This is a genomic window from Streptomyces sp. NBC_01474 (assembly GCF_035918215.1).
In the GTDB taxonomy this organism is placed as follows: domain Bacteria; phylum Actinomycetota; class Actinomycetes; order Streptomycetales; family Streptomycetaceae; genus Streptomyces; species Streptomyces aureus.
The window spans coordinates 1,667,321-1,691,039 of the sequence record NZ_CP109449.1; the positions used below are offsets into that span (position 1 = coordinate 1,667,321).

23 protein-coding genes and 2 pseudogenes are annotated in these 23,719 nt (G+C 70.4%); 12 read left to right on the forward strand and 13 right to left on the reverse strand.

Features of this window, described 5'->3' with window-relative positions:
• Nucleotides 1–64 precede the first annotated feature (64 nt).
• Both OG758_RS07880 and OG758_RS07885 read left to right on the forward strand, forming a co-directional pair.
• Complete coding sequence (locus OG758_RS07880) at nt 65–922, forward strand: TetR/AcrR family transcriptional regulator (protein WP_326709306.1); 858 nt, start codon at nt 65–67, stop codon at nt 920–922.
• Nucleotides 923–983: 61 nt separating this feature from the next.
• Nucleotides 984–1,898, forward strand: coding sequence for a 3-keto-5-aminohexanoate cleavage protein (locus OG758_RS07885; RefSeq protein WP_326709307.1), 915 nt, complete (start codon nt 984–986; stop codon nt 1,896–1,898).
• Nucleotides 1,899–1,932: 34 nt separating this feature from the next.
• On the opposite strand, the gene OG758_RS07890 is transcribed toward OG758_RS07885, so the two are convergent.
• Complete coding sequence (locus OG758_RS07890; RefSeq protein WP_326708626.1) at nt 1,933–3,126, reverse strand: RNA-guided endonuclease InsQ/TnpB family protein; 1,194 nt, start codon at nt 3,124–3,126, stop codon at nt 1,933–1,935.
• Nucleotides 3,127–3,278: 152 nt separating this feature from the next.
• Between OG758_RS07890 and OG758_RS07895 the strand changes: the two genes are divergently transcribed.
• Nucleotides 3,279–4,247, forward strand: coding sequence for a 3-hydroxyacyl-CoA dehydrogenase NAD-binding domain-containing protein (locus tag OG758_RS07895; protein ID WP_326709308.1), 969 nt, complete (start codon nt 3,279–3,281; stop codon nt 4,245–4,247).
• Entirely contained in the window at nt 4,244–4,720 is a 477-nt protein-coding gene (locus tag OG758_RS07900; protein ID WP_326709309.1) for a thioesterase family protein, read from the forward strand. Before OG758_RS07895 ends, OG758_RS07900 begins: the two co-directional genes overlap by 4 nt.
• A 9-nt stretch (nt 4,721–4,729) precedes the next feature.
• On the opposite strand, the gene OG758_RS07905 is transcribed toward OG758_RS07900, so the two are convergent.
• A complete protein-coding gene (locus OG758_RS07905) occupies nt 4,730–5,644 on the reverse strand; it encodes a DMT family transporter (RefSeq protein ID WP_326709310.1) in 915 nt (304 codons plus the stop codon).
• Between the two features lie 39 nt (nt 5,645–5,683).
• Between OG758_RS07905 and OG758_RS07910 the strand changes: the two genes are divergently transcribed.
• Together OG758_RS07910 and OG758_RS07915 are read left to right on the forward strand one after the other, a co-directional pair.
• Entirely contained in the window at nt 5,684–6,226 is a 543-nt protein-coding gene (locus tag OG758_RS07910; RefSeq protein ID WP_326709311.1) for a MarR family winged helix-turn-helix transcriptional regulator, read from the forward strand.
• Nucleotides 6,227–6,348: 122 nt separating this feature from the next.
• Nucleotides 6,349–6,648: a Tn3 family transposase gene (locus tag OG758_RS07915; RefSeq protein WP_382060512.1), complete on the forward strand. Its 300-nt coding sequence runs from the start codon at nt 6,349–6,351 to the stop codon at nt 6,646–6,648.
• Between the two features lie 69 nt (nt 6,649–6,717).
• On the opposite strand, the gene OG758_RS07920 is transcribed toward OG758_RS07915, so the two are convergent.
• Complete coding sequence (locus tag OG758_RS07920; protein ID WP_326709313.1) at nt 6,718–7,326, reverse strand: TetR family transcriptional regulator; 609 nt, start codon at nt 7,324–7,326, stop codon at nt 6,718–6,720.
• Nucleotides 7,327–7,421: 95 nt separating this feature from the next.
• Here OG758_RS07920 and OG758_RS07925 point away from each other — a divergent pair.
• Together OG758_RS07925 and OG758_RS48855 are read left to right on the forward strand one after the other, a co-directional pair.
• Nucleotides 7,422–8,464 (forward strand): annotated as a pseudogene (locus OG758_RS07925) (NAD(P)-dependent alcohol dehydrogenase).
• A 123-nt stretch (nt 8,465–8,587) separates the two neighbouring features.
• Nucleotides 8,588–8,851 (forward strand): annotated as a pseudogene (locus OG758_RS48855) (zinc finger domain-containing protein); the annotation flags it as partial.
• Nucleotides 8,852–9,102: 251 nt separating this feature from the next.
• Here the strand turns inward: OG758_RS48855 and OG758_RS07930 are convergent.
• Nucleotides 9,103–9,834, reverse strand: coding sequence for an SDR family oxidoreductase (locus OG758_RS07930; protein ID WP_326709314.1), 732 nt, complete (start codon nt 9,832–9,834; stop codon nt 9,103–9,105).
• A 95-nt stretch (nt 9,835–9,929) separates the two neighbouring features.
• Here OG758_RS07930 and OG758_RS07935 point away from each other — a divergent pair, with 95 nt between their 5' ends.
• Nucleotides 9,930–10,781 (forward strand): LysR family transcriptional regulator, encoded by an 852-nt coding sequence (locus OG758_RS07935; protein WP_326709315.1) that lies wholly within the window; start codon nt 9,930–9,932, stop codon nt 10,779–10,781.
• An 861-nt stretch (nt 10,782–11,642) separates the two neighbouring features.
• Entirely contained in the window at nt 11,643–13,439 is a 1,797-nt protein-coding gene (locus OG758_RS07940) for an acyl-CoA dehydrogenase (RefSeq protein WP_326709316.1), read from the forward strand.
• Here OG758_RS07940 and OG758_RS07945 read toward each other — a convergent pair.
• The 7 genes from OG758_RS07945 to OG758_RS07975 form a co-directional block, all read right to left on the reverse strand.
• Entirely contained in the window at nt 13,381–14,064 is a 684-nt protein-coding gene (locus OG758_RS07945) for a DUF6629 family protein (RefSeq protein ID WP_326709317.1), read from the reverse strand. The two genes, OG758_RS07940 and OG758_RS07945, sit on opposite strands and share 59 nt — an antisense overlap.
• 141 nt (nt 14,065–14,205) lie before the next feature.
• A complete protein-coding gene (locus tag OG758_RS07950) occupies nt 14,206–14,889 on the reverse strand; it encodes a GntR family transcriptional regulator (protein WP_326709318.1) in 684 nt (227 codons plus the stop codon).
• A gap of 115 nt (nt 14,890–15,004) precedes the next feature.
• Nucleotides 15,005–16,006 (reverse strand): proline racemase family protein, encoded by a 1,002-nt coding sequence (locus tag OG758_RS07955; RefSeq protein ID WP_326709319.1) that lies wholly within the window; start codon nt 16,004–16,006, stop codon nt 15,005–15,007.
• A gap of 59 nt (nt 16,007–16,065) precedes the next feature.
• The gene (locus OG758_RS07960; RefSeq protein WP_326709320.1) at nt 16,066–16,962 is read right to left on the reverse strand and encodes a dihydrodipicolinate synthase family protein; all 897 of its coding nucleotides are present in this window, start codon (nt 16,960–16,962) and stop codon (nt 16,066–16,068) included.
• A gap of 145 nt (nt 16,963–17,107) precedes the next feature.
• The gene (locus OG758_RS07965) at nt 17,108–18,544 is read right to left on the reverse strand and encodes an FAD-dependent oxidoreductase (protein WP_326709321.1); all 1,437 of its coding nucleotides are present in this window, start codon (nt 18,542–18,544) and stop codon (nt 17,108–17,110) included.
• Nucleotides 18,541–18,873, reverse strand: coding sequence for a (2Fe-2S)-binding protein (locus tag OG758_RS07970; protein ID WP_326709322.1), 333 nt, complete (start codon nt 18,871–18,873; stop codon nt 18,541–18,543). The genes OG758_RS07965 and OG758_RS07970 overlap by 4 nt, the downstream gene beginning before the upstream one ends.
• The gene (locus OG758_RS07975) at nt 18,870–20,036 is read right to left on the reverse strand and encodes an NAD(P)/FAD-dependent oxidoreductase (RefSeq protein WP_326709323.1); all 1,167 of its coding nucleotides are present in this window, start codon (nt 20,034–20,036) and stop codon (nt 18,870–18,872) included. The genes OG758_RS07970 and OG758_RS07975 overlap by 4 nt, the downstream gene beginning before the upstream one ends.
• A gap of 236 nt (nt 20,037–20,272) precedes the next feature.
• Here OG758_RS07975 and OG758_RS07980 point away from each other — a divergent pair, with 236 nt between their 5' ends.
• Complete coding sequence (locus OG758_RS07980; protein WP_326715843.1) at nt 20,273–21,631, forward strand: aminopeptidase P family protein; 1,359 nt, start codon at nt 20,273–20,275, stop codon at nt 21,629–21,631.
• 75 nt (nt 21,632–21,706) lie between these two features.
• On the opposite strand, the gene OG758_RS07985 is transcribed toward OG758_RS07980, so the two are convergent.
• Nucleotides 21,707–23,152, reverse strand: coding sequence for a glyceraldehyde-3-phosphate dehydrogenase (locus OG758_RS07985; protein WP_326709324.1), 1,446 nt, complete (start codon nt 23,150–23,152; stop codon nt 21,707–21,709).
• The gene (locus OG758_RS07990) at nt 23,149–23,565 is read right to left on the reverse strand and encodes a hypothetical protein (RefSeq protein WP_326709325.1); all 417 of its coding nucleotides are present in this window, start codon (nt 23,563–23,565) and stop codon (nt 23,149–23,151) included. Before OG758_RS07990 ends, OG758_RS07985 begins: the two co-directional genes overlap by 4 nt.
• Here OG758_RS07990 and OG758_RS07995 point away from each other — a divergent pair.
• A complete protein-coding gene (locus OG758_RS07995; protein ID WP_326709326.1) occupies nt 23,564–23,713 on the forward strand; it encodes a hypothetical protein in 150 nt (49 codons plus the stop codon). The genes OG758_RS07990 and OG758_RS07995 overlap by 2 nt on opposite strands.
• Nucleotides 23,714–23,719: the final 6 nt, after the last annotated feature.

Genomic DNA, 23,719 nt, shown 5'->3' on the forward strand with positions numbered 1-23,719 from the left:
TGATCTGTACTGATGTTCTGGCACACGTTGAGATCTGCTCAACACGTGATTAGAGTCGTCGACCGTGGAGCACGGAGACGAGAACCGAGACGAGATCGCCGCCCGAGTGCGGGAGGTGATCACCACCGCCGGGGTGAGCCAGCGCGAGTTCGCCCGGCGGATCGTCATGGACCCCTCCAAGCTGTCCCGGTCCCTGAGCGGCACGCGCCGCTTCACCGCGGCCGAGCTGGCCCGGATCGCCGACGAGGGGCAGGTGGACGCGGGCAGGCTGCTCGGCGCGCGGCACCGGCCCCCGGCCCGACCGGCGGGCGCCGCCGTCCCCGTCGAGGGCGGCCGCCCCTCGCAGATCGTGCGCGAGACGGTCCGCCTGATCGCCGAGCGCGGCTTCCACGCCGTACGGGTCTCCGACATCGCCGAGGCCTGCGCGACCAGCACGGCCGCCATCCACTACCACTTCCCCGGCCGCGCGGAACTCCTCGAGGCCGCCGTGCGGTGGTGCATGGACGAGGACACCGCCCATCGGGCGGCGCGCACCGCCGACGCGGCGGACCCCGCCGACGAGCTGCGCCAGCTCATCGCGCTCCAGACACCGCGCACTGCGCAGCAGCGCAGGCAGTGGGCGGTGTGGCTGGACCTGTGGGCCGAGGCGGCCCGCTCCACGACGGTCGGCGGACTACACGCCGAGTACTACCGACAATGGCGCGAGACCGTCGCCGACGTGGTGCGGCGCGGCGTCGCACAGGGTTCGTTCAGACCCGTCGACCCGGAGGCGGCAGCACTCGCCCTCACCGCCCTGATCGACGGCCTGGCCACCCAGGTGCTCGCCACGGCTCCCGGCGCCCCCGGCACCGACGCCGAGGCGATGCACACGACGCTGCTCGCGTACGTCGACAGCACCCTGACCGCGCCCACCCCCCGATGAACTGGCTTTCCCTCACATCCCCCTGCCCCCAACGGCCTTCGGGCCCAAGGAGCGATGTCGCATGCCCATGAACCAGGACGTCATCATCACGGCCGCCCTCACCGGCGCCGGCGACACTGTCCGCAAGAGCCCCCACGTACCGGTCACCCCCGAGCAGATAGCCCGCTCCGCGGTGGAGGCCGCGGACGCGGGCGCCGCCGAGGTCCACATCCACGTACGCGACCCCGAGACCGGAACGCCCTCGCGCGACCCACGGCTGTACCGCGAGGTCGTCGAGCGCATCAAGGAGACCGGTACCGACGTCGTCATCAACCTCACCGCCGGAATGGGCGGTGACCTGGCCATCGACCCGGACGAGCCGCTCAGGCAGCTGCCGGGCACCGACCTCGTCGGCGGCCTCGAAAGGCTCCCGCACGTCGAGGACCTGCTCCCCGACATCTGCACCCTGGACTGCGGCTCCCTCAACTTCGGCGACGGCAGCAACCTCTACGTCTCCACCCCGGACATGCTCCGCGCGGGCGCCCGGCGCATCCAGGAGCTGGGCGTACGGCCCGAGTTGGAGATCTTCGACACGGGTCACCTCTGGTTCGCCAAGCAACTGCTCGCCGAAGGCCTCCTTGACGACCCGACCGTGTTCCAACTCTGCATGGGCATCCCGTGGGGCGCGCCCGCCGACCCGGGCGTGCTCCAGTCGATGGTCAACATGCTGCCCGAGGGCGCGCAGTGGGCGAGCTTCGCACTGGGCCGGATGCAGATGCCGTGGGTCGCGCAGTCCGTCGTGCTCGGCGGGCACGTCCGCGTCGGCCTGGAGGACAACCTCTATCTCGGCAAGGGCGTCAAGGCCACCAACGCGCAGCTCGTCGAGCGCGCCGTGACGATCGTCGAGGCGATGGGCGCCCGCGTCGCCACCCCGGACGAAGCCCGCCAGAAGCTCGGCCTCAAGCCCCGCGGCCGATCCGTAGAAGGAACCGCCTGATCTTGACGTTCCCCTCCCTGAAGGGAGGGGATCCTTACGGCTCGCGCCGTGAGGTTTCCTGTTTCATCGCCGACTGCCCGCCCGGAGAACTCCGTTGAGGTCTTACACCAGCTCCGCAGGCTGTAACCGCCTGCCCGGCGGCCAGAAGGTTCTTCGCTGCGTTCACGTCCCGGTCGTGGGTTGTGCCGCAGTCACACGTCCACGTGCGGACGTTGAGTGGCATCTCGTCAGCCAAGGCGCCGCAGGAGGAGCACAGTTTCGAGGAGGGGAACCACCGGTCGATGGCGATCACCTCACGCCCGTACCAGGCGGCTTTGTACTCCAGCATGCTCCGGAACTGAGACCACGCGGCATCGCTGATGGCGCGGGCCAGTTTCCGGTTCTTGACCATGTTGCGCACGGTCAGGTCCTCGATCACGAGCGTTTGGTTGTCACGCACGAGCCGAGTGGTGATCTTGTGCAGGGCATCGCGTCGGCGGTCTGCGATCCGGGCATGGATCTTGGCCACTTTGCGCCGGGCCTTGGCCCGGTTCACCGAGTCTTTGGCCTTCTTCGCCAGCCTGCGCTGAGCTTTCGCAAGTGCGACCCGGTCGCGGCGCTCGTGCCTGGGGTTGGCGATCTTCTCGCCCGTCGAGAAGGTCAGGAGGTGGTCGAGACCGGCATCGATGCCGATGGCGGCATCAGTGGTCGGCAGGTGCTTGATGCCGGGGTCGTCGCACAACAGGGAGACAAACCAGCGTCCGGCCGCGTCCTGCGACACGGTCACCGTGGAAGGACTCACGCCGTCCGGCAGCGGTCTCGACCACACGATGCGCAGAGACTCGCTCATCTTCGCGAGACTCAGCTCACCGTCCCTGAAACGGAACGCCGAGGCGGTGTACTCGGCGGACTTCCGCGACTTCTTCCGGCTCTTGAAGCGCGGGTATCTGGCCCGCTTGCCGAAGAAGTTCGTGAACGCCACCTGCAGGTGCCGCAAGGCCTGCTGGAGCGGAACCGACGACACCTCGTTCAGATACGCCAGTTCCTCGGTCTTCTTCCACGCCGTCAACATCGCGGAACTCTGGTTGTAGTTGACCCGCTCCTGCCGCGCCCACGCCTCGGTCCGAGCGGCAAGCGCCAAGTTGTAGACCTTCCGCACACATCCGAACGTGCGCGACAGCTCCGCTGCCTGCGCATCCGTCGGATAAAAGCGGTACTTGAACGCCCGCTTCACATGGCTCGTGGTCACACTCGCAAACTACCGTCGCCACACGAGACGTTCAAACCCGCGGGTCAGAACACTGCGCTCCGCCCTGGCAGCGCATCCCAGCCCGCTGCCCTGCCCCGCAGGAGTCCGATTCCTTACCGCCCCGAAGGGCGGAGCATCCACGGAGGTACCCGATGACGTCGACCGAACCCGAAAATGTACGCCGCGTCGCCTGTGTGGGCGCCGGGGTAATCGGTGGCGGCTGGGTCGCCCACTTCCTGGCCCGCGGCTACGACGTCACGGCCTGGGACCCGGCGCCCGACGCGGAGCTGCGGCTGCGCCGCCTCGTCGACGCCGCGTGGCCCGCGCTCACGCAGCTCGGCCTCGCCGACGGGGCGTCCACGGACCGCCTCACGGTGACCGTCACCCTCGAAGAGGCCGTGGCGGACGCCCAGTTCGTACAGGAGAGCGCCCCGGAGAAGCTGGACCTCAAGCGCGATCTGCTGGCCCGCCTGGACGCCGCGACTCCGCCCGGAGTCGTCGTCGCCTCGTCCACGTCGGGCTATCCGATGACGGACATGCAGACTGACGCTCAGGGTGCGGGCCGCCTCGTCGTGGGGCACCCGTTCAACCCGCCGTACCTCATCCCGCTGGTCGAGGTGGTCGGCGGCGAGCGGACCTCGGCGGAGGCGGTGGCGTGGGCCTCCCGCTTCTACGAGGTGGCGGGCAAGTCCGTCATCACGATGGACCGCGAGGTGCCCGGCTTCATCGCCAACCGCCTCCAGGAGGCACTGTGGCGCGAGGCCCTGCACATGGTCGCCAACGGCGAGGCCACGGTGAAGGAGATCGACGACTCCATCACCGAGGGTCCCGGCCTGCGCTGGGCCTTCATGGGCCCGATGCTGACGTTCGCGCTCGCGGGCGGCGAGGGCGGCATGGCGCACATGCTGGACCACTTCGGCCCCTCGCTGAAGTCGCCGTGGACCCGCCTCGAAGCCCCCGCGCTTGACAAGGCGCTGTACGACTCCGTGGTCGCCGGCTGCGACGACGCGGCGGCCGGGCGGACCATCGCCGACCTCGTGGCCGAACGCGACCAGGGCGTCATCGACGTGCTGCGTGCGACGGGCCGCCTGCCGGGCGCCGGGAAGGAGTCCGGCAAGTGACGCCGCTGCCTCTGCTGCACAGCACCGTGCGCGCCGAGTGGATCGATTACAACGGCCATATGAGCGAGGCGTTCTACGTCCTCGTCTTCGGGCACGCCACCGACGCGCTGATGATCGAGACGGGCCTGCACTCCGGGTACCGCGAGTCCACCGGCTGCTCCCTGTACACGGTCGAGTCGCACCTGCGCTATCTGCGCGACGTCCCGGAGGGAGCGACACTCGCCGTCCGCAGCCGGGTCCTGGGCGCCGCCGCCAAGAAGGCCCGCTTCACCCACGAGATGTACGTCGTCGCGGCCCCGGGCACGGAACCGGCCGAGGATGCTCGGCCGGTCGCCACGACGGAGCTGCTCGCCGTGCATGTCGACCAGAAGGCGGGGCGCGCGGCGCCGTTCCCCGACGAGGTCCGCGAGCGCTTCACCGAGCTGACCGAGCCCGCCCCGGACTGGGCGGGTCGGTCCATCGCGGAGGTGTAGGTCCGCAGTTCACTCATGACGGTGCCCGACCTCCGGAGCGGGGGCGGGCACCGTCACCGCGCCGCGGATTCTCGGGGCGCGGCGTGCCCGCCGGCCGATGAGGATGCCGGCGAGGACCAGCAGCAGGCCGCAGACCTGGCGCGCGGTGAGTGACTCCCCCGCGACCAGCGTGCCCAGGAGTACCCCGGTCACCGGGTTGAGCAGCCCGACGAGTCCGACCGTCGCGGCGGGCAGATGGCGCAAGCCCGCGAACCAGGCGGCGAACGCGAGCGCCGTCGCCACGACGGTGACGTAGCCGAAGCCCAGGACGGCCGGCGCGTCGAGCGACGGCGGTGCCCCCTCCACCATCACGGCGAACGGCAGCAGCAGGAGGCCTCCGGCGATCAGCTGCCAGGACGTGGACGCGAGCACGTCGGACGCGTGGCTCCAGCGCTTGGCGAGGATGTAGCCGAGGGACGACATGCCCATCGCCGCGACGGAGGCGAGCACTCCGAGGGGGTCGGCCGACGCGGCCCCGGTCAGCAGCATCAGACAGACGCCGACGATCCCGACGGCGGCACCCACGAGGTGCGTCGGGCTGGGACGTTCGGCGAGCAGCGGCCAGGCGATGGCCATCATGACCACCGGGGACGTCGCCATGATCGTCGAGGCGGTGCTCGTCGGCAGGAGTTGTGCCGCGACGTAGACCAGGGCGAAGAAGGCGCCCATGTTGAGGGCGCCGAGGACGAGGGACTTCCACCACCACGATCCGCGGGGCAGCTCGCGCCGGACCGCCAGGAGCAGCAGCCCGGCCGGGAGGGCTCTGAGCACGGCCCCGTAGAGCGGGTTCCCGGCGGGCAGGTAGGCGTGGGTGACGAAGTAGGTCGTCCCCCACGTCACGGGCGCGATCGCCGTGACCATCGTCCACCGCAAGGTAGCTTCCATGGAAGAGATTATGTCTTCCATGGAAGCTATAGTGAAGTCATGCCCCCGGAACAGTCCCACGGGCCCCACCGCCCCGGTCGCCCCCTCGACCACATCGCCCGCATCCAGGCCGAGTGGGCCCGCGAGCGGCCGGACGTCGACGTCACCCCCCAGGGAGTCATCGGCCGCCTGCACCGCCTGGGCGCGCTGCTCACCGAGCAGTTGTGCCTCGTCTACCGGCGATACGGCCTGAGCGAAGGCGAGTTCGACGTCCTGGCCGCGCTGCGCCGCGCCGGCGAGCCCTTCGAGCGGGCCCCCGGCGAGCTGGCCGCGCACACCATGGTCACGACCGGAGCGATGACGAAGCGGATCGACCGCCTCGAACGCGGCGGCCTCGTCACGCGCCGCCGCGCGGCAGGGGACGGCCGGGGCCGGGTGGTGGCGCTCACGCCCGCGGGCCGGGACCTGATCGACGACGCGTTCAGCGAGCACATGGCCAACGAACGCCGCCTCTTGGCCGCCCTCGGCCGGGACGAGACCGAGCACCTGGAGTCCCTGCTCACCTCGTGGCTGGCCCGCGTGGAACCGCCGCGCGGCGCATGACATCGGAGCCGCACCGACAAGGCCCTGTTTCTCGTATAGCTACGGCCAGGTGGCGTGTAGCGCTGCGTAAGTGCCGTTGACTCGTTTCCCGGCCCTGGCCGTCTCGTTGCAAGGACGGCGACCTGGCCGGTGCGGACAGGGAATCCCAGGAGGTCAGCATGGTCGCGCTACACCTGCTCCAGTCCGCTCCGGTGCACGTCAACACGCTGCTGATGCAGGAGGTCCTGGCCGATCCGAAATGGGCGGACAAGCTCACCGACGCGGACCGCCGGGCGCTGTCGCCGTTGTTCTGGACCCACGTGAATCCGTACGGCAGATTCGAGCTGGATATGAACAGCCGCCTCGACCCGGACCTGTCCACCCGGGCGACGGTACCCGGCCCGCGCGCCCCGCAGGGGGAAGCAGCCGCAGTTCCGGCGTGAGACCTGGGCTCCGGTCCTGGCCGGAGCCCAGGCAACGTGCGTGAGCGTCACCAGGGGTGTTGGTGGCAGTCATGAGGGGGATGCGTCGCCTCTGCCGGCCGCGGTGGCGCTTTGGACGCAGTCGCGGAGCAGGGCGCGGCGCTGGTCATGTACGTCATCGGGTTCTTGGCTGCTGGCTGCATATACGTTGCTGACCGGTGACCAGGCCATGGACATGGCGATGACCATGGCCATGATGTCGAACGGGTCACCTGCGCGAACCCGCCCGGCGGCCTGGGCCTCGGCGATGGACGTGAGCTTGCGGTCGTCGTAGTGCTGGTGGGTCTCGACGAGGTGTCCGGCAGGCCGACGCTCCAGTCGTGTCCAGGTCGCCAGTCGGATGAGGTCGGGGCGGCGCAGGTATTCGTCGTAGAGACGAACGGCCCAGTCCGCGAGATCGTCGGCGTCGATGGGCACGACGTTGGTGATGCGCTCCAGCGAGCTGAGGAAGATCGCGTCGAAAAGTCGTTCCTTGTCGCCGAAGTAGGCGTAGAGCTGCGCCTTGTTGGTGCGCGCTGCCGTCACGATGCGTTCGATGCGCGCCCCGGCGATGCCGTGCTGGGCGAACTCTTCGGTGGCGGCGTCCAGGATGCGCTGGTAGGTCGCGGCGCCTCGCGAGGTCTGGGGCTGTTCCGGCATGCCCGCACCCTACCAAACAGAACAGTTGGTTTGCCTTTGGGGGGCGGTCGCGTTTAGGCTGCAATAGACAGAACAGTCTGTTTAAGGAGTCACGTATGCGAGCGACCACCGGATGGCAGGCGGCCGGCCCGACGGAGCTGCGGCGCGCGTCGCTGGAGCGCCGTGACCTGCGCCCGGATGACATCGCGGTGCAGGTCGACTACTGCGGCGTGTGCCACACCGACCTGCACGCCCTGCACGCCTACGACCGGCACACGAAAGCGCCCCTGATACCCGGGGTCATGAATTCACTGGCGTGGTGACCGGGACCGGCCCCGAGGTGACCACCTTCTCGGTCGGCGACCACGTCGCGGTGGGCAACATCGTCGACTCCTGCGGCGTGTGCGCCATGTGTGAAGCCGGACAGGAGAATTTCTGCCACTCCTTCCCGACTCTGACCTACGGCGGCACCGACCGGCAGGACGGGTCGACCACCCTGGGCGGCTACTCCCGCGAGTACGTCGTGCGCGAAGCCTTCGCCTACCCGCTCCCCTCCGGCCTCGACCCGGCCGCAGCCGCCCCGCTGATGTGCGCCGGCGTCACCGTCTGGGAACCCCTGCGCTCCCTCGGCGTGGGCCCCGGCAGTCGCGTCGCCGTGGCCGGCCTCGGCGGCCTGGGTCACCTCGCAGTCAAGATGGCCGTGGCACTCGGCGCCACCACGACCGTCATCAGCCGCACCCAGGACAAGCGCGACGACGCCCGCAAGCTCGGCGCTCACGACCTCATCGCCTCCACCGACACCCAGCAGATGGCCACGGCACGCGACACCTTCGACGTCGTCATCGACACCATCTCCGCCCCTCACGACCTCGCCCCGTATCTGAAGCTGGTGGCGATGGACGGCACCCTCAGCCTCCTCGGGTACCTGGGCCCCGTCACCGTCGAGGCCACGGACCTGCTCATCGGCCGCAAGAAGCTCAGCTCCGCGGGCAGCGGAGGCCGCCCGGCGACAGCCGAGATGCTCCAATTCTGCGCTGACAACAGCATCGCCGCCGACATCGAAGTACTCCCGTCGTCACAGGTGGACACGGCACTCGACCGCCTCCGGCGAAACGACGTCCGCTACCGCTTCGTGCTCGACATGTCCGACCTGGACTGAGGAGACAGTTGGCCGAGTCATGGCGTGCAGGCCGGACAATGGCCCGAGCATGGCCCGGCACTCCGCCCTCTCACAAACGACCCTTTGTCGGAGCAAGATCGAAAACGGGCCGCCGGGCCCTCGATGATCTCCGCTCGGTGCTCAGAACCCGTTCTCACCCAAAAGCGGGACGGATCCCCTTCTGAGACTTGCATTGTGCGAAGATTCGGGGTCATAACGGACCCTCAAGAGCCTTCCCCGACCGAGCGGTCGGACGCGGACGATGTCGAGCAGCACGCCTGTCCGATGTGTGCTGCGCAGCCGGGCTCGCCCTGCCGCTCGCGCGGCGGTGCGGTCGCCTCCGCCCACCACACCCGCCGGTTCACCAAAGTGCCCCGCTTGTCGAAGGTGCTGCGGGTGCCGACCCCGGCGGACCGCCGTCCCGGAAAGCCGTGGCGGCCCGGCACGCCGGTACCCGCCGCAGTCGACCCGGACCTGCCGAGCGCGGACATCCGCATCGGCTACGCCCGCTGCTCGACCCTCGGCCAGGAACTCGGCTCCCAGCTCGACGCGCTCAGCAAGCACGACATCCTCAGGGACAAGATCTTCAGCGAGAAGATCAGCACCCGAGTGCGAGTTGACCGCCGTGCACTTCAACTTCACCAGGGCACTACGCCGGCGTCTTCGAAGAACTTGCCGGTCGGGCCGTCGTCGGGCAGGGTCGCCAGCTTGATGGCGATCGCCGCGCCCTGTTCGGGGGTGCGCACGCCGCGGAAGCCGTTGAGTTCGGTCGCGACGTAGCCGGGGCATCCCATGTTGATCAGGATGTTCGTGCCGCTCAACTCCCGGGCGTACTGCAGGGTGACGGCATTCAGGAACGTCTTCGACGGCGCGTACGCCACGGCCACCGGACCAGCCGTCAGCTCAGCGGCGGTTCCTGACTGCCGGGTGAGGGAGCCGACACTGCTGGACATGTTCACGATCCGCGGCGAGGCAGAGCGGCGCAGCAAAGGCATCATCGCGTTGGTGACGCGGATGACGCCGATCACGTTGGTCTCCACGACCGTCCGGATGGTGGCGGGATCGACCCGGGTGGGCTCCTGCGGCATCCCGCCGGCGATACCCGCGTTGTTGACGAGCACGTCGAGGCGCCCCGCCTGTTCCTCGATCAGCCGCGCGGCGGCGGTCACGCTCGCGTCGTCGGTCACGTCCAGTGGTACGTCGAACGCGTCGACGCCGACCGCGCGCAGTTGCTCCACCGCTGCCTCACGGCGCCGATCATCTCGGGCACCGACGCCAACGCTCCAGCCGAGGGCGCCCAAGCCCACGGCGATCTCGTAGCCAATTCCCTTGTTCGCACCGGTGACCAGTGCAATCGTTCGTTCGCTCATAGGGACCATGCTGTCCTCCGACCCCGCCGGGGGTCCAAGACCGATCCGATGGTCAACGATACCGACAGGGTATTGAACCGGGGTAGCGTGACTGCATGGAGACCCGGGAACTGCGGTATTTCGTCGCCGTCGCCGAAGAGCTGCACTTCGGGCGCGCAGCGCAGCGACTCGGGATCGCGCAGCCGCCCTTGTCACGGGCCATCCAGCAACTCGAACGCCGGCTCGGGGCAGCGCTGCTGGATCGGACCAGCCGCACCGTCAAACTGACCGAGGCCGGCTCAGTGCTGTTGGTCGAGGGCCGGGCGGCCCTCGCTGCGGTCGGCGCCGCCGAGCGTCGGACCCGCCGCGCCGCCCTTTCCGCGACCGGCCGTCCCGGCCTGGTCCTGGTGGCGAAAGCCAGCGCGTCCCGCGAACTGCTGGCGAAACTGCTCGACGCGTACGCCGCCGAACCCGGCGCAGTCCCCGTCGATGTCATCCTGTGCGGCCCGGCCGAGCAGGAACGACTCCTGCGCGAGGGCCGGGCCGACGTAGCGCTGCTGCACCGGCCGTTCGACTCGACGGCCGGGTTCCACACCGAGGAGCTCAGCACGGAGGGCCAGGTGGTGGTCCTGCCGGCCGGGCATCCGCTCACGGTCCGGACCCATGTACTCATGGCCGACATCACCGGGCTGCCGGGCCTGCCTCTGCCACGCTGGCCCGACCCCGACGGCACCTGTCCGCCCGGCCCCGGCCCGCAGGTCCGCGACCACGCACAGTTGCTGCAGCTCGTCGCGCTCGGCCGGGCCTGCGCGGTCTCACCGGAGTCGTGCCGAGCCCAACTGCACGGTGACCTCGCCGCCGTGCCCGTGCTGGACGCGCCGAAAGTCACCACCGTCATCGCCTGGCCCCCGCGCAGCCGGTCCAGAGCCGTCGCCGACCTTGTCCGCGCTGCGCCACGTCTCCAGTAGTTCCAACATGCCTGGCTGGTTTCCACCTATCGCGGCCCGGCTCAACTTCGCCGCCCTTCAACAGCGAGACCGCAGCCCCAAGTAGTTGCTCAGCGCTACACGCCACCTGGCCGTAGCTATACGAGAACAGGGCCGACGACAGCAGCAAGCCGCTCCCGCCACAGATCAGCCAACTCCGCGCGAAACCTGAATACTTGACGTCATGGAGTGCCTCATGCGGCATCCTCGCTGCACTGACGCCCTGCAGATGACCGAGAGACAAGGGAGCAGGGGCCTTGAATCCTCCCCTCCCTAAAAGGCGGGGCCTGAACCGGTTCCGGCGCCCCCCGAGCAGGCGGAGCACACCCCCGCACCCTCCCTCGCGCCGGACCCTCGCGCCTCTCCCGGCCTCGAGGCTGAACGGCTCAAGGCCGCCGCCCGGCCGCCGCACCTTGCCGTAGAGCCTCCTGAACAGCCACTCCCTGTACAGGAAATACCCGTCGAGCAGCAGAACGTCACGATGGGGACGAAGGCCGTGGCCGCCACCGTCCGGCTCTCGTTCCCGGCGGCGAAGGCGAGCAGCGCACCCATCAGGGTCAGCGCCCAGCCCTTGATCAGGAACGAGTTGTTGCCCATCCGCGCGGCGACGGTCTGGATCAATTCGAGGTGCCTGATCTGCCCGTCGTCCAGAACTGTCCGGCTCGCAGGTTCCCCTGTGACGGCATTCCCCCTTCGGGCGGGACCCTGCCGAGGGCAGCACGGCGCCGTTACCCCGTCACTCACTGGCCGAATAAGCGACTGCTTAGTACGCTGATGGGGCGGGGCCCGTCGGCCCCGTGGTTCGGCACCGCCCGTCACCACCAGTGCGCCTGGAGTAAACGCATGGCATCCCTGCTGCTGTCCCGCCGCGATCTCGAGTTCCTGCTGTACGAGTGGCTCGATGTCTGCGCGCTCACGTCCCGCGAGCGGTACGCGGACCACTCCCGAGAGACCTTCGACGCGGCGCTCGAGCTGAGCGAGCAGATCGCGACGCGGCACTTCGCCCCGCACAACAAGAAGAACGACACGCAGGAGCCCACCTTCGACGGGGAGCGGGTTCACATCATCCCCGAGGTGAAGGAGGCGCTCCGGGTCTTCGGGGAGTCGGGGCTCATCGCGAGCACCATGGACCACGAGGTGGGCGGCGGACAGCTGCCGTCGGTGGTCGCCGACGCGTGCTTCGCCTGGTTCCAGGCCGCGAACGTCGGCACGGCCGCGTACCCGTTCCTCACGATGGGCAACGCCAACCTCGTCCTCGCGCACGGCTCGAAGGAGCAGATCGACACCTACGTGCGCCCCATGGTGGAGGGCCGCTTCCTGGGCACGATGTGCCTCTCGGAGCCGCAGGCGGGATCGTCGCTCGCCGATGTGCGCACGCGGGCCGAGCGGCAGGAGGACGGGACGTACCGCCTCTTCGGGAACAAGATGTGGATCTCCGGCGGCGAGCACGAGCTGTCGGAGAACATCGTGCACCTCGTCCTCGCCAGGACCCCGGACGGGCCGGCCGGTGTGAAGGGCCTGTCGCTGTTCATCGTCCCCAAGGTCCTGGTACGCGAGGACGGTGCGCCGGGCGAGCGCAACGACGTGGTCCTGGCGGGCCTCAACCACAAGATGGGCTACCGGGGCACCACGAACACCCTCCTCAACTTCGGTGAGGGCGCCCACCGGCCGGGCGGCGCGCCGGGCGCCGTCGGGTACCTCGTCGGCGAGGAGAACCGCGGGCTCTCCTACATGTTCCACATGATGAACGAGGCCCGGATCGGCGTCGGCCTGGGCGCCACCGCCCTCGGCTACACGGGCTATCTGCACGCTCTCGACTACGCCCGCACGCGCCCGCAGGGCCGCCCCCTCGCGGGCAAGGACCCGGCCGCGCCGCAGGTCCCGATCCTCGCGCACGCCGACGTCCGCAAGATGCTCCTCGCCCAGAAGGCCTACGTGGAGGGGGCGTTGGCGCTCACCCTGTACTGCGGCCGGCTCCTCGACGAGCAGCACACCGGCGCCACGCCCGAGGTCCGCGCGGAGGCCAAGCTGCTGCTCGACGTGCTCACCCCGATCGCCAAGAGCTGGCCCTCGCAGTGGTGCCTGGAGGCCAACAGCCTCGCGATCCAGGTCCACGGGGGCTACGGCTACACACGCGAGTACAACGTCGAGCAGTTCTACCGCGACAACCGTCTCAACCCCATCCACGAGGGCACGCACGGCATCCACGGACTCGATCTGCTCGGCCGCAAGGTCGTCATGGACGGCGGGGCCGGGCTCCGCCTCCTCGTGCAGCGCGTCACCGCGACGACCGCCCGCGCGGCCGGAGCGGGCGGAGAAGCTGCCGAGTACGGCGCCCGGCTCGACACCGCCGTACGCCGTGCGGTCGCCGTGACCCAGCGCCTGTGGTCGACCGGTGACCCGGAGACCGCCCTGGCCAACGCGAGCGTCTACCTCGAAGCCGTCGGGCACGTCGTCGTCGCCTGGATGTGGCTGGAGCAGCTGCTCGCGGCGGCGTCCGGCACGGAAGCCGTCCACGAGGGCAAGCGCGGCGCGTGCCGATACTTCTTCCGGCATGAACTGCCCAAGACGGATGCGCAGTTCAGCCTTCTGGAGTCCCTGGACCGGACGGCCGTCGATCTCGCGGAGGACGCCTTCTGACCGGCTGATCGGCGCTCCGGCCCGTCCACCACAGCAGGGCGACGGAGCAGACGGCCGCAAACGCGCACCACGTCGAGATGAACTCCCACCGCCACAGCACGACACACACCGCCGCGCCCGCCGCGACCAGCACACCGAGGAGTACGAGGCCGCGGTCGGCGGACAGGAGCAGGGAGCCGACCGTGGCCAGGAGGTACCCGGCGACCAGGAGTTCGGCGTGCGGCAGGCCAAGGGCGTACCCGACGGTGTGCCCGCGGATCTCGGCGGTCACGGTGCGGGTCGCCAGCGCGTACGCGAGTCCCGCCGCGGTCACGGCCCCGGCCGCGAGCGGGATCAGCAGCCGCCCGCGGGCCCGCCGGGGCGCCGCGCACACCACCCCGGCGGGCACCCACAAGGCCAGGACCGGGAGGGCGATCACGGCCCAGGCGAGGGTGGCCGAACCCGTCCCGCCACCGGACCGCCACAGGACGGACTCGACGATCTGATGGGCGCCGAGCAGCAGCGGCAGAGCCGCGAGCGGCAGGTCGCGGGGCCGTCGCGCGCGGACCGTCCGTACGACGCAGACGGCTCCCACGGCGGCGATCGCGGTGCCCGCCACGAGATCGGCCGTCGCGCTCCAGCACATGCCACATCACCACGGTTCCGGGTCGTGCGCGCCGACGCCCGTCGCCGTCCGCAGTGCGGCCACGCTACGACGCCACGGGCCGCAGCCCGCCGCGCCGACACGGGAGCGCCGGACTCACGCGGCCGATCACTTCGGCGGGGTCTACTGCGCCCAGAGCCCTCGCACGTGCCCGAGGTGGCGGGTCATCACGGCGCGCACCGCCTCCTCGTCGCGGGCGACCAGGGCGTCGAGGATCTCCAGGTGCTCCTCGGCCGACGCCTCCAGGCGGCCCGCCTCGACCAGCGCGTTCAGCCCGTAGAGCCGGGACCGCTTGCGCAGGTCGCCGACCACCTCGACCAGGTGCTCGTTGCCGGAGAGGGCGAGCAGCCCCAGGTGGAAGCGGATGTCCGCCTCGACGTACGCGATGAGGTCGCCGGCGACCGCCGCGTCGACGATCTCCCGCGCGACCGGCCGCAGCGCCTCCAGTGCCGCGAGGTCGGCGGTGGTGGCGAGTTCCGCCGTGGTCGGGACCTCGATCAGCGAGCGGATGTGCTTGTACTCGTCGAGCTGCTTCTCGGAGACGGCCGTGACCCGGAAACCCTTGTTCGGCACCGCGTCGACGAGACCTTCCTTCGCGAGGTCGAGCATGGCCTCGCGCACCGGGGTCGCGGACACCCCGAAGCGGACGGCGAGGGTCGGCGCCGAGTACACCTCGCCCGCCCGCAGCTCACCGGCGATCAGCGCGGCGCGCAGCGCGTCGGCGACCCGCTCGCGGTAGCTGCTGCGCGTCCCGCCGAGGCTGGGCAGGGCGGGAGCGGCGGACGGGGCGCTGCGCCGGTCGGCCATGGGGTGGTCCTCCTAGGTGACATGTCACGTTCCACAAGTATCCCGTGGCGGGTGGAGTGCTGCGGGACGGGTGCTACGGGGCTGGTGTTGCGGGACAAGGGTTGCGGGACTGGCGCTAAAGGACGAATCCCGCCGGAAAGGGGTCGTCCGGATCGAGCAGATACTGGGCCGTCCCGGTCACCCACGCGCGGCCCGTGAAGCTGGGCAGCACCGCCGGGATCCCGGCCACGTCGGTGGTGTCGAGCAGCCGTCCGGTGAACTGTGTGCCGATGAACGACTCGTTCACGAACTCCGTGTGCAACGGCAGTTCACCGCGGGCGTGCAGCTGGGCCATGCGCGCGCTCGTTCCCGTACCGCAGGGCGAGCGGTCGAACCAGCCGGGGTGGATCGCCATCGCGTGCCGGGAGTACCGGGCGGTGGCCCCGGGCGCGTACAGGTGGACGTGATGGCAGCCGCGGATGGACGGGTCCTCGGGGTGTACGGGCTCGTCCTTGGCGTTGATCGCGTCCATCAGCGCGAGACCCGCCGCGAGGATGTCGTCCTTGCGTGCGCGCTCGAAGGGCAGACCCAACCGGTCGAGCGGCAGGATCGCGTAGAAGTTGCCGCCGTAGGCCAGGTCGTACGTGATCGTGCGTCCGTCGGCGAGGGTGATCTCGCGGTCGAGGCCGACGGAGAACGACGGCACGTTCCGCAGAGTGACGGACTTCGCCGCGCCGTTCTCCACGGCGACATCGGCGACGACGAGCCCGGCGGGTGTGTCGAGGCGGATGGTGGTGACCGGTTCGACGACCTCGACCATGCCCGTCTCCACGAGGACGGTGGCGACGCCGATCGCCCCGTGCCCGCACATCGGGAGGTATCCGGAGACCTCGATGTAGATGACGCCGTAGTCGCAGTCGGGCCTGGTCGGCGGCTGGAGGATCGCTCCGCTCATCGCGGCGTGCCCCCGCGGCTCGTTCATCAGGAGCTGTTTGATGTCGTCGCGGTGCTCGCGGAAGTACAGGCGGCGTTCGTTCATCGTGGCGCCGGGGACGGTTCCGATGCCGCCGGTGATGACCCGTGTCGGCATGCCCTCGGTGTGCGAGTCGACCGCGTGCAGGACGAGTTTGCTGCGCATGTCGGAAGCTGCTCCCTGGAAGTGGATGCGGTGGACGTGTGCGAGTGCGGTCGCGTGGTTCAGACGAGGCCAGCGGCGACCGCCTGTTCGGTGGCGGCGCGCACGGCCTTCTCCTGGTCCGGCAGAAGAGGCATGCGCGGCGGGCGGCAGGGGCCTCCGTGGCGGCCGATCATGTCCATGGACAGCTTGATGGCCTGAACGAACTCGGGGCGCGAGTCCCAGCGCAGGAGCGGGTGGAGCTGCCGGTAGAGGGAGGTCGCGGTGGCGAGGTCGCCGGACACGGCGGCGCGGTACAGCTCGACGGACGCGGCGGGCAGCATGTTCGGGTACCCGGCGACCCAGCCCTTGGCGCCGGCCAGGGCCAGTTCGAGCAGGACGTCGTCGGCGCCGATCAACAGGTCGAGTTCTGGGGCGAGTTCGGCGATGCGGTACGCCCTCCGCACGTCTCCCGAGAACTCCTTGACCCCGCGGACGAACCCCTCGTGGTGCAGTTTCGCGAGCAGTTCCGGCACCAGGTCGACCTTGGTGTCGATGGGGTTGTTGTAAGCGACGACGGGGAGGCCCACCGCGGCGACCGCCTCGTAGTGGGCGAGGACGGAACGCTCGTCGGCGCGGTAGGCGTTGGGCGGGAGCAGCATCACGGAGGCGCAGCCGGCGTCCTTGGCCTGCTCGGCCCAGCGACTGGCCTCGGCGGAGCCGTAGGCGGCGACGCCGGGCATTACGCGCTGCCCGCCGATCGCGGCGACGGCCGTCTCGACGACCTTGGCGCGCTCCTCCGGCGTGAGCACCTGGTACTCGCCGAGCGAGCCGTTGGGCACGACCCCGTCGCAGCCGTTCTCGACGAGCCAGGCACAATGCTCGGCGAATTTGGCGTAGTTGACGGAGAGGTCGTCGTTCAGCGGAAGCGGTGTGGCTACGAGGACGCCGTGCCAGGGGCTGCGCTGTGACGTGGTCATGGGCTGAGTCTCCTCTGTGGCGTGTGACATGGCACTGATGGATCCGGATGTCCGGTCCGAGGTCTGATGAATGTCCGGCCTGATGGATGTCCGGTCTGATGGATGTCCGGCCTGATGGATACGGTCGCCGGAGGGGCGTCCGGGCTCACTCGTCGGGCAGGCCCTCCCCCGCCCGAGCGAGCACTCCGAGCGGTACGGGTCGGGCGAACGGCCTTCTGGACGGGACCGGTTCGCATCCCGTGAGCCCGGCGACAGCCGGTCCGCACATGCGGCCCTGGCACCAGCCCATACCGGCTCGGGTCAGCAGTTTCACGGTGCGCGCGTCCGTGGCCCCGAGCTCGCCGACCGCCTCACGGATCGCGGAGGCCGGCACCTCCTCGCAGCGGCATACGACGGTGTCGTCGGTGACCTGCTCGGCCCAGTGCGCACGCGGCGCGAACGCGGCGTCGAGGGCGGCGCTGAACTCCCTGCTCTTCGCACGGGACGTGGCGGCGGCCTCCCACGCGCGCGGGTCGGGTTCGCGCCCCGCGAGGCGTGCCGCGGCGGAGCACCCCGCGACATGGCCCTCGGCGAGCGAGAGGGCGGCGCCGCCCACGCCGGTGGCCTCGCCCGCGGCCCACACTCCGTGGACGTCAGTGCGCTGCTCGTCGTCCACGGCCACGGCCGTCCCTTCGAGACGGCAGCCGAGCGTCTCGGCGAGGTCGGTGTGCGGCAGCAGGCCGTGGCCGACGGCGAGAGTGTCGCAGCGGATGACCTGCTCGGAGCCCGCCGCGACGCGTCCGTCGCGGTCGAGCGCGGCAACGGTGACGGCTTCGAGCACACCGTCGCCATGCGCTGCCACGATGGTGTGCCGGGTCTTCAGCCGTACGCGGCGGCGCATCAGTTCAGCCCCGTACCCGGCCGCTTCGACAACCTTGTCCGGGTGGGCGGCGAACGTCCTCGCGTGCCGGGCGACGTCCTGCGCCCCGGCCGACTCGACGAGCGCGGCGACCTCCGCACCGGCCGCGGCCAGTCCGGCGGCGACCGGCAGCAGCAGCGGCCCCGTGCCCGCCACGACGGCCGTACGCCCCTGGAGCACGAGTCCGCCCTTGAGCATGGCCTGCGCGCCGCCCGCGGTGATCACGCCCGGCAGGGTCCAGCCCGGGAAGGGCAGCACCTTCTCGTAGGCGCCGGTCGCCAGGATGACGGCGTCCGCACGCACCACGGACGGCTCTTCCTGGGCCAGGCCGTGCAGCGCGTGGACGAGAAAGCCGGATGTCTCGTCGAGCCGTTCCACGCACCACACATGATGGTCCGTCAGGTGAGTGATGCGGCCCGTCGTGATCTGTGCGGCCAGGCCGTCCCGCAGCCGCTCCCAGGTCCGCCACTGATGGTGGAGGGCCTGCGGGCGGCGGGCGCCGAGTTCCTCGGCGGGCTGGCGGTAGAACTGGCCGCCGGCCTGCGCGCCCGTGTCGATCAGCGTCACGCGGCTCCCGCGGACGGCCGCGGCGAGTGCGGCGGCGAGCCCGGCGGGCCCGGCCCCGATCACCGCCAGCGAGCCCGCCGCGCCTTCATCGGTGCCTTCATAAGGGCTACGGCTCATAGCTTCTCCTCGCCCGCCACGTGCTCGTGGCCCGTGCCGTGCTGGGTGCGGATGTCGTCGCCGGGTTCTGCCCGTACGAGGCAAGCCCTTTGGTTGGGGAGGCCGTTGACGGTCACGAGGCAGTCGAAGCAGACTCCGATGCCGCAGAAGACTCCGCGCGGCTCGCCCGTGCCGCGCGTGGTGCGCCAGGCGGTGACGCCCGCCGACCACAGCGCCGCTGCGACGGTCTGCCCGGGCAGCACCGCGATCTGCGCGCCGTCGAACGTGGCGGTGTACGCGGGCCCGGGCTCGGCCCTCACGAGATGCAGGGGTGTGCGCTTACTGTTCAAGACGCCTCCTCGGGGAACCGGTCCGGGCGGAACGGCGCGAGCGTGGGGTCCGGCCGTCCCCCGTCGAGCGCTGCGGCGATCAAGTGCCCTGTACCCGTGGCGAGTCCGATGCCGGCGCCCTCGTGCCCGCAGGCGTGGAAGAGGCCGGGCACGCGCGCGTCCGGGCCGATCGCCGGCAGATGATCCGGCATGTACGGGCGGAATCCCAGGTAGGACCGCATCACGCGGACGCTCTCCAGGAAGGGGAACAGCCGTGCCGCCCCCGCCGCGAGTGACCGTACGACGGGCAACGAGAACGTGCGGTCGAAGCCGACGCGTTCGCGGCTCGCGCCGATCAGCACGGGACCGGCCGCGGTGCCCTCGACGACCGGTGAGGTCTGCAGTGCGGCGGAGTCGCTCGCCACGTCGGCCACGTAGTCGGCGGCGTAGACCTTGTGCCGGACCAGGCGCGGCAGCGGCTCGGTGACGAGGACGAAGCCTCGCCGCGGCAGCACCGGCAGCCGCACCCCGGCGAGTGCGGCCAGCTCGCCGCTCCAGGTTCCGGCCGCGTTCACGACGGCGGGGGCGTGGATCTCACCCCGGCCGGTGCGGACGCCTCGTACGGAACCGTCCGCCGACCGGAGCACCTCGGTGACGGGCGCGCCGGTCAGCAGCCGTGCTCCCGCCGCGCGCGCAAGCCGTACGAGGTGTGCTGCGGCCAGTGTGGGCATCACCTGGGCGTCCTGCGGGTAGTGGACGCCGCCCGGCATTCCGGGGGCGAGTTCCGGTTCGAGACCGTAGAGCTCGTCGGCCGTGACGGCGCGCGCGTCGACACCGGCGTCGCGCTGCTGCACTGCGAACTTCTCCAGTGCCGCGAGGCCTTCGGCGGACGACGCCACGACGACTCCGCCCTTGGCCTCGAACTCGACGGCCTCGGCCACCCCCGGCTCGGCCGCGAGTTCGGACCACAATCGGGAGGAAAGCAGGGCGAGTTCGAGCTCGGGGCCGGGTTCCTTGTCGGAGACGAGCAGGTTTCCCTCGCCCGCGCCGGTGGTGCCTCCGGCCACGGGGCCCCGGTCCACCAGGGCGACGGAATGCCCCGCCCGCGCCGCGTAGAGGGCGCAGGCGGCGCCCACCATTCCGGCGCCGACCACTACAACATCGCAGGTCAGCCGCGTAGTCACGGCAGTACTATGTCACATGTTCCCAAGTGCGCCAAGGGTCACTAGGCTGACAGGCAGCTCAGCCGAAACCACTACGGAACACTGCAGAAGGGTGCACCGTGTCCTCCTCCGAGCCCAGGCCACAGCCCACGACTCAGGCGACGTCACAGCCCACGACTCAGCCCCAGGCCCAACCCCGGCCCGCGGGGCGCAAGAACGGCCTCTACGCGGGCCTCTCCGACGAGCTCTCCGCCCTGATGCGGACGGGCTGGGCCGACACCGAGCAGCGCGACCTGCGCCCGGACCAGCAGGCGCCGTACGCCGCCCGTCGCCGCGCCGCCCTGTCCGCGCGATTCCCGGGCGAGCGGCTGGTGATCCCGTCCGGCAAGCTCAAGATCCGCTCGAACGACAGCTACTACCCCTTCCGTCCGTACTCGGCGTATGTGCATCTGACGGGCGATCAGGCGCGGGACAGTGCCATCGTGTTCGAGCCGCGCGAGGGCGACGGGCACGACATCCACCTCTGTCTGCTCCCCCGCGACAGCCGTGACAGCGACGAGTTCTGGACCGGCATGACGTCCGAGCTGTGGATGGGCCGGCGCCGCAGCCTCGCCGAGTCGGAACTGGTCCTCGGCCTGCCCTGCCGCGACATCCGCGACGCCGCCACCGAGCTGTCGGCCGCGCCCGAGGCGCCGACCCGTATCGTCCGCGGCCACGACCCGGCACTCGAGGCCGCCGTGACGACGGAGGCGGAGCGCGACGCCGCACTGGAGGAGGCGCTGTCCGAGCTGCGCCTGGTCAAGGACGAGTGGGAGATCGGCGAGCTGCGCAAGGCCGTCGACTCCACGGTGCGCGGATTCACCGATGTCGTACGGGAACTGGCCACGGCGATCGCTACCTCGGAGCGCTGGATCGAGGGCACCTTCTTCCGCCGCGCCCGCCTGGAGGGCAACGCCGTCGGCTACGGCTCGATCTGCGCGGCCGGCGAGCACGCCACGATCATGCACTGGGAGCAGAACGACGGCCCGGTACGCCCCGGTGAACTCCTGCTCCTCGACGCGGGCGTGGAGACCCACACGCTGTACACCGCGGACGTGACGCGCACGCTCCCGATCAGCGGCACTTTCACGCCGCTCCAGCGCAAGATCTACGACGCGGTGTACGAGGCCCAGGAGGCGGGCATCGCCGCCGTGAAGCCGGGTGCGGCCTACCGCGACTTCCACGACGCGGCGCAGCGTCACATGGCGGGCAAGCTCGTGGAGTGGGGCCTGCTGGAGGGTGACCCGGAGCGGGTCTTCGAACTCGGTCTCCAGCGGCGCTTCACCATGGCGGGCACCGGCCACATGCTCGGCCTCGACGTCCACGACTGCGCTGCCGCGCGCACGGAGTCGTACGTGGGCGGTCCGCTGGAGCCCGGCATGGTGCTGACGGTCGAGCCCGGCCTGTACTTCCAGCCGGACGACCTGTCGGTGCCGGAGGAGTACCGCGGCATCGGCGTGCGGATCGAGGACGACCTCCTGGTCACGGCCGACGGCACGGAGAACCTCTCGGCGGGTCTGCCGCGGTCGGCGGACGAGGTCGAGGCGTGGATGCGCACGCTCGCGGGCGACCAGTAGGGGCCCCGCCGCTGCGACAACAGCCCGAGGGGGCCCGGCCGTCAAAACGGCCGGGCCCCCTCGGGCTGTCAAGGCTTACGCGGTCGGGACCGGGTAGGTCGGGTACTCCACCCCGGAGACGTGCTGGACGACGCGGATGACCTGGCACGAGTAGCCGAACTCGTTGTCGTACCAGAGGTAGAGGATCGCGTTGTCGCCGTCGACCTTGGTCGCACCGGCGTCCACGATGGAGGCGTGGCGCGAGCCGACGAAGTCCATGGAGACCGCGTCGGGGGCGGTGGTGAAGTCGATCTGGCGCTTGAGCGGCGAGTTCAGCGAGACGTCGCGGAGGTAGTCGAGGACTTCCTCGCGGGTGGTCTCGCGGCCGAGGCGCAGGCTGAGGATCGCGATCGAGACGTCCGGCACGGGCACGCGGATCGAGCTGCCGGTGATCGGCGCCTTGAGGTCGGGCAGCGCCTTGGCGACGGCGGAGGCGGCGCCGGTCTCGGTGATGACCATGTTGAGCGGTGCGGAACGGCCGCGACGGTCGGCCTTGTGGTAATTGTCCAGCAGGTTCTGGTCGTTGGTGAACGAGTGGACGGTCTCCACGTGGCCGCGCAGTACACCGTACTCGTCGTCCATCGCCTTCAGCGGCGGGACGATCGCGTTGGTGGTGCAGGACGCGCAGGACAGGATCTGCTCGTCCGGCTTGATCATGTCGTGGTTGACGCCGTGCACGATGTTCGGGACGTCGCCCTTGCCCGGAGCGGTCAGGACGACCTTCTCGATGCCGGGACGGAGGTGCTTCGACAGACCCTCGCGGTCACGCCACTTGCCGGTGTTGTCGATCAGGATGGCGTCGTTGATGCCGTACGCCGTGTAGTCGACCTCGGACGGGTCGTTGGCGTAGATGACCTTGATCTCGTTGCCGTTGGCGACGATCGTGCTGTTCGCCTCGTCGACCGTGATCGTGCCGTTGAACTGGCCGTGGATGGAGTCGCGGCGCAGCAGCGAGGCACGCTTCACGAGGTCCTGGTCGCCACCGCCGCGGACGACGATGGCGCGCAGCCGCAGTCCGTTGCCGGAGCCGGCCTTCTCGATGAGCAGGCGGGCGACGAGGCGGCCGATGCGGCCGAAGCCGTAGAGGACGACGTCACGCGCCTGGCGGCGCTCGATCTTGTTCTCACCCGTGGCGCCGGAGACGGCCTCGGCGGTGAACTCCTCGACCGAGAGACCCCGGTCGTCGGCCCGGTGCGCCTCGGCGAGGAGGCCGATGTCGATCTGCGACGGGCCGAGGTCGAGCGCGGCCAGCGCCTGCAGGAACGGCATCGTCTCGGTGACCGACAGTTCCTCGCCGGCGATCTGGCGGGCGAAGCGGTGGGTCTTGAGGATGCTCACCACCGACTTGTTCACCAAGGAGCGGCTGTGGAGCAGGACGGTGACGTCCCTCTCCCTGTGCATCTTCCCGATGATCGGGATCATCGACTCCGCGATCTCCTCGCGGTTCTTCCAGTTGGTGAACGAGTCATCTTTGACAGTCACAGGTTTATCTTTCGAGCTAGGCGGCGCTCATATGCTAACCCGCCCCCATTTTGATCGTTCAAACGGTCCCCCGGGTTGATCGTTCGGACGGTCCCGCCCAGCGAAAGCCCCCTCGCACCCGGCACGCTCCTCGACGCCGCCCAGCCGTCGAGGAGCGTGCGCAACCCGTTGGCTTTGCCCCTTATGTCGCCACCCTTGCTGGCGGTGAAGGCGTCGGCGCCGAGCCACTCGGCCGTGTTCTCCACGGTGACCGCGCCGGTCGCCACGATCCGCGCGCCGGGCAGTACGGCGAGCAGCGACTTGAGATGGGCGACGCCCCCGATGTGAGCCGGGAAGAGCTTCGCACTCCGCGTTCGGCGGCGGTGCGCAGCTCGGCGGGGCAGTCCATCCACTGCCGCCTCGATCACCACCATGCGGCGCCCCAAGGGCGCCACCGGCGTCGTCGTGCCGTCCGCGTCCGCCGCCCGCTCGGGCGTTGTCCCGGCTGCCCGCCGACCGCTCACCTGCGCGTCCGGCTGGTCCGGCGCCGGTGTCCACCCGGCCTCCGCCTGCTCTCCGTGACCGCGG